The 12,037-nt window shown below is 76.1% G+C and carries 8 protein-coding genes; 6 read left to right on the top strand and 2 right to left on the bottom strand.

Features of this window, described 5'->3' with window-relative positions:
* Positions 1-184: 184 nt before the first annotated feature.
* Positions 185-1,612, bottom strand: a complete 1,428-nt coding sequence (xylB, locus tag K353_RS06820; RefSeq protein ID WP_111552664.1) for a xylulokinase — start codon at positions 1,610-1,612, stop codon at positions 185-187.
* A gap of 255 nt (positions 1,613-1,867) precedes the next feature.
* Between xylB and xylA the strand changes: the two genes are divergently transcribed.
* Entirely contained in the window at positions 1,868-3,034 is a 1,167-nt protein-coding gene (xylA, locus tag K353_RS06815) for a xylose isomerase (RefSeq protein WP_111552663.1), read from the top strand.
* 235 nt (positions 3,035-3,269) lie between these two features.
* On the opposite strand, the gene K353_RS06810 is transcribed toward xylA, so the two are convergent.
* Positions 3,270-4,418 carry an NAD(P)/FAD-dependent oxidoreductase gene (locus K353_RS06810; RefSeq protein ID WP_111552662.1) on the bottom strand — a complete coding sequence of 383 codons (1,149 nt, stop codon included), beginning with the start codon at positions 4,416-4,418 and terminating at the stop codon, positions 3,270-3,272.
* Positions 4,419-4,584: 166 nt separating this feature from the next.
* Here K353_RS06810 and K353_RS06805 point away from each other — a divergent pair, with 166 nt between their 5' ends.
* The 5 genes from K353_RS06805 to lanL all read left to right on the top strand — a co-directional run bounded on the left by K353_RS06805 (position 4,585) and on the right by lanL (position 11,929).
* Positions 4,585-5,247: a TetR/AcrR family transcriptional regulator gene (locus K353_RS06805; protein ID WP_111552661.1), complete on the top strand. Its 663-nt coding sequence runs from the start codon at positions 4,585-4,587 to the stop codon at positions 5,245-5,247.
* A 517-nt stretch (positions 5,248-5,764) separates the two neighbouring features.
* Entirely contained in the window at positions 5,765-6,247 is a 483-nt protein-coding gene (locus K353_RS06800; protein ID WP_111552789.1) for a dual specificity protein phosphatase family protein, read from the top strand.
* A gap of 263 nt (positions 6,248-6,510) precedes the next feature.
* A complete protein-coding gene (locus K353_RS06795; protein ID WP_111552660.1) occupies positions 6,511-8,769 on the top strand; it encodes an MMPL family transporter in 2,259 nt (752 codons plus the stop codon).
* Positions 8,770-9,011: 242 nt separating this feature from the next.
* Positions 9,012-9,179 (top strand): SflA family class IV lanthipeptide, encoded by a 168-nt coding sequence (locus K353_RS34785; protein WP_199528016.1) that lies wholly within the window; start codon positions 9,012-9,014, stop codon positions 9,177-9,179.
* A gap of 2 nt (positions 9,180-9,181) precedes the next feature.
* A complete protein-coding gene (lanL, locus tag K353_RS06790) occupies positions 9,182-11,929 on the top strand; it encodes a class IV lanthionine synthetase LanL (protein ID WP_111552659.1) in 2,748 nt (915 codons plus the stop codon).
* The last annotated feature ends 108 nt before the right edge of the window (positions 11,930-12,037 follow it).

Genomic DNA, 12,037 nt, shown 5'->3' with positions numbered 1-12,037 from the left:
CCGTGCCACTGTCCGCCGCACCGTCCGTCCGCCGCCTGCCGTTCACGGCCCGTCTGCCGTTCACCGCCCGTCCGGTCGACCCGTCCCGTCCTGTCGACCCGTCCCGTCCGGTCGACCCGTCCCGTCCGGTCGGGGCGGCCGCCCGGCGGGGTGCGGCGGTCCCGGCCGGAGGGTCGGGTTCCGGTCAGCGCGGGCCGTCCCCCTGAAGGGCGGTCGTCTGCGAAATGGTAGTCCCGATCCGTTCGAGTGCCGCGTCGTCCCGGGCCAGGGCGGGCAGCACCGGGCCGTCGGCGGTGCCCCAGCGGCGGGCGACGGCGTCGGCACGCTCGCCGGTGAGCAGCGCGGCGGCCTGGGCGGCAGCGCCGAGGGCCACCAGTTCGCGGGCGGCGGGCAGTTGGACGGGTCGGCCGGAGAGCCGGCGGACGGTGTCCTGCCAGGCCCGGCCCCGGGCGCCGCCGCCGATCAGCAGGATCGGCCGTTCGGGATCGGCGGCGTCGGGGCCGTCGACGGCGAGGACGTCGTCGAGGGCGGCGAGCAGCGAGTACGCGGCGCCGTCGTAGGCGGCCTGGAGGAGTTGGCCGGCGGTGGTGTCGTGGCGCAGGCCGTGCAGCAGGCCGCTGGCGTGCGGGAGGGCGGGGGTGCGTTCGCCGTCGAGGTAGGGCAGCAGGACGGCGGTGCCGCCGGGTTCGACGTCCTGGCGGTCGCGGCCGAGCAGGGTGGCGATCCGGTCGACGGCGAGGGTGCAGTTGAGGGTGCAGGCGAGCGGGAGCCAGCCGTCGAGGGCGTCGGCGAAGCCCGCGACGGTGCCGGTGGGGTCGGCGGGGCGGTGGCGGGCGACGGTGTAGACGGTGCCGGAGGTGCCGAGGCTGAGCACGGGGGTGCCGGCGGTGAGGCCGAGGCCGAGGGCGGCGGCCATGTTGTCGCCGGTGCCGGCGGCGACGAGGGTGCCGGGGCGCAGCGGTCCGCCGGGGCGGGCGTGGCCGGCGGGGGTTCCGGCGGGGGTGACGGCGGGGAGCAGGGCGGGGTCGAGGCCGAGGTGGTCGAGGACGGCGGGGTGGTAGCCGTCGGGGGTCCACCAGCCGGTGCCGGAGGCGTCGCCGCGGTCGGTGGTGGCGGTGCCGGTGAGCCGTTCGGTGAGGTAGTCGTGCGGGAGGCGGACGGCGGCGGTGCGCTCGGCGTGCTCGGGTTCGGTGGCGCGCAGCCAGGCCCATTTGGCGGCGGTGAAGGAGGCGCCGGGGACGCTGCCGAGTTCGGCGGCCCACCGGTCCGCGCCGAACTTCCGCACCAGTTCGGCGGCCTGGGGCGCGGAGCGGACGTCGTTCCAGAGCAGGGCGGGGCGGACGGGGGCTCCGGCGGCGTCCAGGGTGACCAGTCCGTGCTGCTGGCCGCCGACGGCCAGGGCCTGGGCGCGGTCGGCCCAGCCGGTGGCGGCGACGGCGGCGGTGAGGGCGTCCCACCACTGGGCGGGGTCGCTCTCCTGGCCGTGGCGGGAGTCGACCCGGTGGGGGGCGCGGCCTTCGCCGAGGACGCGGCCGGTCTCGGCGTCGACGGCCAGGGCCTTGGTGGACTGGGTCGAGCTGTCGACGCCGATCACCACCTGCGGGTGTGCCATGGGGGCGTGCTCCTGTCTGCGGTCGTCCGGCGCCGGTGTGCGGCCGTCCGGGGTGGGGGTTCGGCCGGGGCGAGGTTCCGTCGGGTGTTGCGCCCGGGGGCTTCCCTCCCGGGCTCGGCCATATTAATTTGTCTTTTGGCCTGACGAATAGACCCCGATCCGGGTTACCGTCGGTTCCGGCCCCGATTCGCGTCGGGCCACCGGTCGATCCCTCGGTCGATCCACCCGGTCGATCACCAGCGTTTGGAGTACGAGATGAGCCAGCTCACCCCCACCCCCGCCGACAAGTTCACCTTCGGCCTGTGGACGGTCGGCTGGCAGGGCCGCGACCCGTTCGGCGACGCCACCCGTCCGGCCCTGGACCCGGTCGAGACGGTGGAGAGGCTCGCCGGGCTGGGCGCGTACGGCGTGACCTTCCACGACGACGACCTGGTCCCGTTCGGCTCCTCGGACGCGGAGCGGGAGGCGGTCGTCAAGCGCTTCCGCGCCGCCCTGGAGTCCACCGGCCTGCGGGTGCCGATGGCCACCACCAACCTGTTCACCCACCCGGTCTTCAAGGACGGGGCGTTCACCGCCAACGACCGCGACGTACGCCGCTACGCCCTGCGCAAGACCGTCCGCAACATCGACTTGGCGGTCGAGCTGGGCGCGAGCGTGTACGTCGCCTGGGGCGGCCGGGAGGGCGCCGAGCACGGCGCGTCCAAGGACGTCCGGGTCGCCCTCGACCGGATGAAGGAGGCCTTCGACCTGCTCGGCGACTACGTCACGGAGCAGGGCTACGACCTGCGCTTCGCGATCGAGCCGAAGCCGAACGAGCCGCGCGGCGACATCCTGCTGCCGACCATCGGCCACGCCCTCGCCTTCATCGAGCGCCTGGAGCGCCCCGAACTGGTCGGCGTCAACCCCGAGGTCGGCCACGAGCAGATGGCGGGCCTGAACTTCCCGCACGGCATCGCGCAGGCGCTGTGGGCGGGCAAGCTGTTCCACATCGACCTGAACGGCCAGTCCGGCATCAAGTACGACCAGGACTTCCGGTTCGGCGCGGGCGACCTGCGGCAGGCGTTCTGGCTGGTCGACCTGCTGGAGTCCTCCGACTATCAGGGCCCGCGGCACTTCGACTTCAAGCCGCCGCGCACCGAGGACTTCGACGGCGTCTGGGCCTCCGCGGCCGGCAACATGCGCAACTACCTGCTGCTCAAGGAGCGCGCGCTGGCCTTCCGCGCCGACCCGCAGGTGCAGGAGGCGCTGCGCGCCGCCCGCCTCGACCAGCTCGCCCGGCCGACCGCCGACGACGGCCTGTCCGCGCTGCTCGCCGACCGCTCGGCGTTCGAGGACTTCGACGTCACCGCCGCCGCCGAGCGCGGCATGGCCTTCGAGCACCTCGACCAGCTGGCCGTCGAGCACCTGCTCGGCGCCCGCTGAGCCGGGGCGGGGGCCGGGGCGGCGGCCGGGGCGGGGGCCGGAACGGCCGGTAGCCCGAACGGTTCAGGTCGGCCCTCCGCCCCTGGGAGCCGACCGGAGCCGCTCCTGCCCAACTTTACTACTCAGCACCCTTTCTGACGTTGCATCACTTCGCCACCCTGACGGAACACCCCGACCGGACGGGGGCGGGCTCCCGCGAGGCCGACCCGCGCGGGAGCCCGCCCCCGGCGCCCGTTCAGCGCGGGAGCGCCCCCGGCCGGTAGTCGTGCAGCCAGCCCGTCGTCCGGGCGTAGCCGCGGGCGAACACCAGCGGCATCACCGCGTCCCGCATCCGGGCGGCGAACGGACCCGCGGTCTTGGCGTCCCGGTTGGCCGCCGCCGTGCGGGCGAGCTTCCCGGCGCGGGCCGTCCGTTCCCGGTCGAACGCGGCCAGGGCGGCGGCCCGGTCGGGCCCGGCGTGCAGCGCCCGGGCCAGCGCCACCGCGTCCTCCAGCGCCATGGACGCGCCCTGCCCGGCGCCCACCGGGTGCGCCGCGTCGCCGACCAGCACGTGCCGCCCGTCCTGGCGGCGCGGCACCGGCGGCAGGACGTGGAACAGGGTCGCCGCCTCGACCCGGGCCGCGCCGAGAATCCGCCGGGGCACCTCCTCGATCGCGAAGACCTCGGCCACCTCCGCCGCCCCGAGCGCGGGCCCGCCCGGCGGCACGGGGCCGACGAGCTGCGCGGACCACCACACGGTGCCGTCCGGCGCTGGCAGGTGCAGGAACGTGCCGCGACGCCCGAAGGTCAGGTTGAACGTCCGGCCCGGGCCCGCCTCCGGCACCCCCTCCGCGACGCCCGCGACCCCGTACAGCCCGGCGTACGAGGGCTCCGGCCCGCCCGGGTCGAGCACCTGCCGGACGGTCGAGCGCAGCCCGTCCGCCCCGACCACCAGGTCCGCACCGGCCATCGCCGCCGCCACCGGACCGGCCGCCGGGCTCCTCTCCGTCCCGCCGTCCGGACCGGACAGTCGTTCGCCGAGCACGATCCGCGCGCCCGCCCGGACCGCCGCCGCCCGCAGCGCCGCGACCAGGTCGGCCCGCATCAGCGTGACCGCGCGCAGCGGGTCGTCCGCCGCCCGGCCGCGCGGCACGTCGCCCAGCAGTTTGCCGCGCCCCGACCACATCAGCTGCCGGTCGACCTCGAAGCCCGCCGCCCGCACCTCGTCCAGGCAGCCCAGCGACTCCAGCGCCCGCAGTCCGTTGACGGCCAGGCCCAGGAACGCGCCGACCCGGCCGGCCGGGTCCGGGTACGCCTCGTACACCGTGACCTCGGCGCCGATCCTGCGCAGCGCGATCGCGCTCGCCGCGCCGGCCACCCCCGCACCGATGACTACCGCTTTCATGGCCCACCCCTCACTGAATCGAGGTTCAATGAATATTAATTCACCGAACTGGGCGTCAGTATGCTGTCGGCACGAACGGCGGGTCAAGACAGCGGGTCGAGACGGCAGGTCACGGCGCCAGGTCACGGCGGCAGGCCGGGCAGCGGGTCAAGGGAGGCTGGACGCGATGGGCGTGCGCAAGGCGCAGGCGGCGGGGACCAGGGCGGCGCTACTGGAGGCCGCCCGGCAGCAGTTCGTCGAACGCGGCTACCTCAACACGAAGATCACCGACATCACCGCGGCCGCCGGTCGGGCCACCGGCTCGTTCTACGCGCACTTCGCCGACAAGGACGAGTTGCTGCGCGCCCTGCTCGACGACGTCCGCACCCAGGCCCGCGGCCAGGTCGTCGCCCGGGTCCACCCGCGTGAGCACGACCTCGGCGACCGGGACCAACTGCGCGCCCACCTCGGTGCGTCCTGGCAGGCCATGCGCGACCACCTGCCGGTCACCATCGCCCTGTTCGAGTCGATCGTCGCCGCGGGCCCGCGCTCCGGCCGGGCCTGGCAGCGCCTCACCACGGACACCGACGTCCTCCGCGACCACCTCGAATACCTCCGCGAACAGGGCCGCCCCCTCCCCGGCGACCCCGCCCTGCTCGCCCCCGCGATGGGCGCGATGCTCGGCCTGCTCTCCTACGCCCTGCTCACCGCCGACCACCCCGCCCACGACGACACCGAGGTGGTCGACACCCTCACCGACCTCCTCCTCCACGGCCTGGCCGGCCACCCCGCACCACCGGAGCAGCCGGACCGGCCGGCATCCGGAACGGCACCCGGCACGGCGAGCTGACACCCGCCCCCTCACGCCCCGCCCCGGCGTTGTTGAGGTGCACCACCCGCCCGACCCCCGCCGTCTCCCGCCGCACCCGCTCCACGTCGATGCCCGCCACCAGCGCCCGCCCCTCCCGGAACCGCGCCCGCGCGTCCGCGCCGCGGGCGGCGCGCAAAACTCTTCGGCACCCGGGGGCAACGCGCCGTCGGTGGCCGCCGGTTCCCGTCTCAGCGGGCATCGACGGGGTGGGGCGGGGAGCGGCAGGACGGCAGGACGGCAGGACAGCCAGGGTCGCCGACGTCCTGACGGGCCGTTCGACGGGCGGTGCTACGCTCGGGGCACCGCCCGCCGCCGCACCGTGCGCCTCTTCTCGTGCCCGTTCGCGCCCGGCCGGCCGGTCGTTCCCTCGGTGTCGACGCCCCGGTCCGCTGTCCTGCCGACCGCCGGGCCGACGCCGCCTCGGTCACCGCCCGCGCCAAGGTCCGTGCCGGTGAACGCCGTTCCCTTCTCCCCCGTCCCGGAGGTCCGTGCCGTCATGCGTCCCACCCTGTTCACGATCGAGCGGCCCGGCCCCGGGCTGCTGAGCACCATGGCCCGGCCGCGCGGCGGTGACTGGCTCGCGGAGGAGGTGGCGGGGTTGGCCGTGCTAGGGGTGACGGAGGTGGTCAGCGCGCTGACCGTGCCGGAGTGCGTCGAGCTCGGGCTGGGCGCGGAGCCGGGGTTGGTCCGGGCCGCCGGGCTGCGCTTCACGGCGGTGCCGATCCCGGACCGCACCGTTCCCGTCCTGGCCGAAGTCCGGCCGGTGATCGACGAGTTGGCGCGACGGTTGGACGCGGGCGGCCACCTGGCGGTGCACTGCCGGGCCGGGATCGGGCGGTCCTCGCTGCTGGCGGCGGCCGTGCTGGTCCGCTGCGGCACGGAGCCGGACGACGCGTGGGCGCGGATCACCCGGGCCCGCGGCCTGCCGGTACCGGACACCGCCGAACAGCGTTCCTGGACCGACCAACTGACCGGCTGACCAACTGACCTGCTGGCCAACTGACCAACTGACCAACCGACAAGTCGACCAACCTGCCAACCGACAGGCCGATCAACCGATCGCCTGACCGTACGACCGTCCGACCGTCACGCGTACCGGCCTGCCCGGCCGGTGGGGTGGCGGCGTTCGGGTGGGCCTGGCCGTGTCGCGGGGCGGCGGGCCGGGGCGGGGGCGGGGCGCGTCCTACCGTCGGGGTTCGGTCACCGTGCGCGGGTGGTGGCGTTGCGCCCCTGGGAGGGTTGATGTCTTCGTCCAGCAGCACGTCAGCGTCGGCGTCGGGGCCCGGTCCGGCGGGGGCGTCCGGGCCGCCGTCCCGGGGGCGGTTGTGGCGGCTGGGCGGGTGGTGCGCCCGGCATCCGGTGGTGGTGCTCGCGGGTTGGCTGCTGGTGCTGGTGGGGGCGCAGGTCGCGAACCATGCCGTGGGCGGCGCGTACTCGGACGACTTCTCGCTGCCGGGCACCCAGGCGCAGGAGGGCGCGGACGTGCTGTCCGCGCACGAGCCGGCCGCGGGCGGGACGGGCGCGCAGGTGGTGCTGCACGACGGGCAGCCGCTGACGCAGTTCCAGGCGCAGGTCGACCAGGCGGTGACCTCCCTGCAGCACCTGCCGCACGTGCTGTCGGCGCAGAACCCGCTGCCGCCGCCGGGGCAGGCCCCGCAGCCGGGCGGGCCGCTGGCCGCGGACGGGCTGACGGCGTACGTCACGGTGCGTTTCGACGGCGTACTGGCGACCTTCGGCAACGACTACCTGGACCAGGTGGACGCGGCGGTGGCGCCGCTGCGGCAGGCGGGCGTGGAGGTCGAGTACGGCGGTCCGCTGGGCGAGTTGGCGCGGCCGGAGCCGAGCGACCGGGTGAGCGAGCTGATCGGGTTCGGGGTCGCGGTCGTGGTGCTGCTGGCCGGGTTCGGCAGCGTGGTCGCGGCGGGGCTGCCGCTGGTGAGCGCGCTGGTCGCGGTGGTGCTGGGCCTGGGGCTGCTGGGCCTGTTGGCGGCGTTGACCACCTTCGCGACGGTCGCGCCGACGCTGGCGACGATGATCGGGCTGGGGGTCGGCATCGACTACGCGCTGTTCCTGCTGACCAGGCACCGGCAGAACCTGATGGACGGCCGGGACCCGGGGGCGGCGGCCGGGCACGCGGTGGCGACCAGCGGCCGGGCGGTGCTGATCTCCGGCACCACGGTGGTGGTCGCGCTGGCGGGCCTGTCGGTGTCGGGCATCTCGTTCGTGGCGAAGCTGGGCCTGGCGGCGGCCGTGACGGTGGTGACGGCGGTGTGCGGCGCGCTGACGCTGCTGCCCGCGCTGCTGGGCGTGGTCGGCCGCCGGATGGACCGCTTCACGGTGCGCCCGCCGGTGGCCGAGGGCACCGGCCCGGGCGGGGCGTCGGCGAGCGGCCTGTGGCACCGGTACGCACGGCGGGTCGAGCGCCGGCCGTGGTGGTACCTGGCGGCGGGCCTGGTCACGGTGCTGGTGCTGGCGGTGCCGCTGCCGTCGATCCGGCTCGGGCACGTCGGGGACGGCGCCGACCCGGCCTCGTTCACCGACCGGCGGGCGTTCGACCTGATGTCGGCGGCGTTCGGCCCGGGCTCCAACGGCCCGCTGACGGTGGTGGTCGACCAGGGCGCGGTCGCCGCGTCCGACCGTCCGGCGCTGGCCGCCGCCGTCCAGCAGGCGCTGACCGGCGTGCCGGACGCGGCGGGCACCGCGCCGCTGGAGACCAGCGCGGACGGCGACGTGCTGTTCACCACCGTCACGCCCGCGCAGGCCCCGCAGAGCCAACGGACCACCGACCTGGTCGGCCACCTCTCCGACACGGTGCTGCCGGACGCGGTCCGGGGCACGCCCGCCACCACGTACGTCACCGGTACCACCGCCGCCCAGGTGGACTTCCTGGACCTGATCGCCGCCCGGCTGCTGCCGATCATCGCGGTGGTGGTCGCGCTGGCCTTCCTGATCATCCTGCTGGTGTTCCGGGCCCCGCTGGTCGCGCTGAAGGCGGCCGTCCTCAACCTGGTGTCGATCGCCGCCTCGTACGGGGTGCTGGTCGCGGTGTTCCAGTGGGGCTGGGGCGGGCCGGCGCTCGGGGTGGCGGGCAAGGTGCCGATCGAGAGCTACGTCCCGATGATGATGTTCGCCATCGTCTTCGGCCTGAGCATGGACTACGAGGTGTTCCTGCTCTCCCGCGTCCACGAGCACTGGCGGCGGACCGGCGACAGCCGCGGCGCGGTCGCGCACGCGTTGGAGACCACCGCGCGGGTGATCGGCTGCGCGGCCCTGATCATGGTCAGCGTGTTCGCCGCGTTCGTGGTCAGTGACGACGTGGTGGTCAAGATGATGGGCCTGGGCCTGGCCGTCAGCGTGCTGATCGACGCCACCGTGGTCCGCCTGCTGATGGTCCCCGCCGCGATGACGCTGCTCGGCGACGCCGCCTGGTGGACCCCGCGACTGCTGGGCCGACTCCTCCCGGACATCGACGCCGAGGGGAGCAACGTCTCTGCCCGATAGTGGAATTGACGGTCCGTCAGCTCTGTGCCGGACGCCCCTTCCGCTCCGCCCGTCCCGCCCGCCCCACCGCTCCCGCCGGTCGGCCGCCGGCGCGGAAGCGGTCCGTCCGCCCCCTTGCCAGGTGCGGCGTTCCTGCCTACCTTCGTGCCCCAGGACTTCGGCCCGACCGGGCCGGGCGGTCCACGGCGCCGGGCGCAGACCCGCGGCCGCGCCGGACGCGCGACAAGACCTGGAGGCGTCACATGCCCGTTGCCACCCCCACCGCGATCCGCGACGCCGGCCCGCTGGCCGTGGACGACGAGACCCTGGTGTTCGAGGACGACGACCGCACCGACCACGGCCCCACCGCCTGCCTGTCCGACCCCTGGGTGACCGCGACCACCCGCGTGGCCTGCGACTTCAACTCCTGACGGTGACCGGCCCCATCGCCGGCCGCCGCCCCTGGTCCGACGACACCTGGTCGTACCTGAACGATCCGCGGATGCCGGCGATGGAGCACGGCTGGAAGCTCCACGTCTCCGCCCGCCCCGGCACCCTGGACGCCGTCCTCGCGCTCGTCCTGCCGGTGCTGGCCCGGCACGTCTGCCACGCCAAGTGGGCCCGCGACCCCGAAGTGCTGCGGACCCTCAACTCCGGCGCCCGGGACGCCGCCTCGGTCGGCAAGGCGATCACCGTCTATCCGCCGCCGGACGAACTCCTGCCGCTCGCCACCGAGTTGGCCGCCGCCCTGCGCGGCCGGGAGGGGCCGCCGATCACCGGGGACCGCCGCCTCGACCCCGACTCGCCCGTCTACTACCGCTACGGGCCGTTCACCGGCGACTACCGCACCGGGCGCAGCGGGCGCCTCGAATCCGTGATGACCGGCCCCGACGGGCGCCTCTTCGACGGCCTGGCGGGCACCGCGTACCGCTGCCCGCCGTGGGCCGCAGACCCGTTCGCCCGCCCCGCGGACGCCGGTCCGGCCGGGACGGGCGCGGCGACCGGGGCGAACGCGGCGACCGGGCAGGTGGACGGGCCGTCCGGGCCGGCGGGGGCACAGGCGGGACGGCCCGGGTTCGGCGGCGGGCGCTACCGGGTGACCGGCGGGATCGCCCGCAAGGCGCAGGGCAACGTCTACCGGGCCCTGGACCTGGTCAGCGGGCTGGCCGTGGTGGTCAAGCAGGCCCGCGCCCACGTCGCCGAGGACACGGACGGCTCCGACGCCCGCGACCGGCTGCGCAACGAGCACGCCGTGCTCACCGCGCTCGACGGCGTCCCCGGCGTCCCGCGCGCCCTCGACTACTTCCGCCACCGTGCCGACGAGTACCTGGTCACGACCAGTTGCGGCAGCCGCGACCTGCGCCGCGAGGTGCAGGACCACGGGCCCTTCGCCGCGGCCGGACCGGACCACCCGCGCGCGCCCGGCCCGCTCGCCGTCCGGCTGCTGCGGGTGCTGGACGGCGTCCACCGGCGGGGCGTGGTGGTGCGCGACCTCAAGCCCGACAACGTCGTCCTCGACGCCGAAGGGCGCTGCCACTTGGTCGACTTCGGCATCAGCGCGCGCCACGGCACCGGACCGGACGGTTCCACCCCCGGCTACAGCGGGCCGGTGCACCGGCCCGGCATCCCGGCCGAACCCGCCGACGACTACCACGCGTTGGGCATGACGCTGCACTTCGCCGCCACCGGCCTGGACCCGGTCGTCCTCGACCCCGACCCGGCCGTCAACCGTGAACGCACCCTCACCTGCCTGGAGTTCGCCCTCCCCGGCCACGCCCACCGCCGACTCCGCGCCCTGATCGGCGAGTTGACAAGTCCCGACGCCGGGATCCGGGCCGTCGGCGCGGAGCGGCTGCGCCACGGCAGCCGCTCCGCAAGAGGACATCACCCCTACCGCCCAGCGGAGTTCACCCCGAAGGCCGTCGAGTCCGACCCGCCGCGCCCACCGGCCTCCGCGCCGCGCACCGCGCCGACGGCGGCGGTGGTAGCGGCGGCGGTCCCGCCCGACCGGGACCGGCTGGCGGAGATCGTCGAGCACACCGTCGCCCGCTGCGTCGCCCAGGCCCACCGGATCGCCGACCCGGCGCGCGCCGACCGCTCCGGCGTCCCCACCCCGGTCGACGTCTACGGCGGGAGCTCCGGTCTCGGCCTGGAACTCCTCCACCACCTGCACCGCCCCGGCGTCCCGGCCGCCGTCGCCGCGCTCGCCGACTGGACGGCCCGCCAGGACCGCACGCTCCCGCCCGGGTTCTACTGCGGGCGGGCCGGTGTCGACCTGTTCCTGACCGCCGCCGGCGTCCCGCCCCTGGAACGCACGATGGACCTCCAGGACCTGCGCGATCTGCCGGACCTGCCGGAACTTCCGGAGCAGCGCCCCGGCGGCGGGCCGCCGGAGGCCGACCTGATCGACGGCGTCGCCGGGACCGGCCTCGGCCACCTGCTGCTGGCCCGCCTCCTCCCGGCCGCCACCACCGCCACCGCCGTCACCGCCACCGCCGCCGTCACCGACCGGCACCTCGCCATCGCCACGGCCTGCCGCGACCGGCTGACCACCGGCCGCGCCCGCCTCACCCCGCCCGCCGTACCGCGTCCCGGCGACGCCGCCCTCACCCGGGGGATCGCCCACGGGGACGCGGGCGTCGCCCACTTCCTGCTCGCGCACGCCCGCGCCACCGGCGACCCGGACTCCCGGCACCACGCCGCCCGGGCCTGCGCGCGCCTCGCCGCGGCCGTCCCCGCGCTGCTCGCCGCCGCCGCCCGGCCCGGCGCCACCCGTCGCTACGGCTCCTGGTGCCGGGGGCTGGCCGGGATCGGCGCCGTCCTGGCCCGCGCCGCCGACCAGCTCGACGTCCCCGCCCACCGCGTCCTCGCCGAACGGTGCGCCCGCGCCTGCCTGGCGCCGGCCCCGCGCATGCCCCTGGTCACCCAGTGCTGCGGCCTCGCCGGAGTGGGCGACCTGATGCTCGAACTCGCGCCCGGATCATCGGAGTTCCACACCGCCGCAGGAACCGTCGCCACCCTCGTACTGGCCCGCTCGGCCGGCCCCGCCACCCACCCGGTCTTCCCCGACGCCGGCCTGCTCCGCGAGTCCTTCGGCCACGCCACCGGCACCACCGGCGTCCTCTCCTTCCTCCGCCGCCTGCACTCCCCCGGCGGCCCCCCGCTCGGCGTGCTCCCCTGACGCCCGCGGCCCGCCGGGGCAGTCGCCGACCGCACCGCCGCCGCGCCGTCACGCCGTCGCGCGGTCGCCGCCGTCCCGCCGATCCGGTTGCCCCGCACGGCATTTCGT

The organism is Kitasatospora sp. SolWspMP-SS2h (assembly GCF_003259315.1).
Taxonomy (GTDB): Bacteria; Actinomycetota; Actinomycetes; order Streptomycetales; family Streptomycetaceae; genus Kitasatospora; species Kitasatospora fiedleri.
This window is presented reverse-complemented; position numbering and strand designations above follow the sequence as displayed.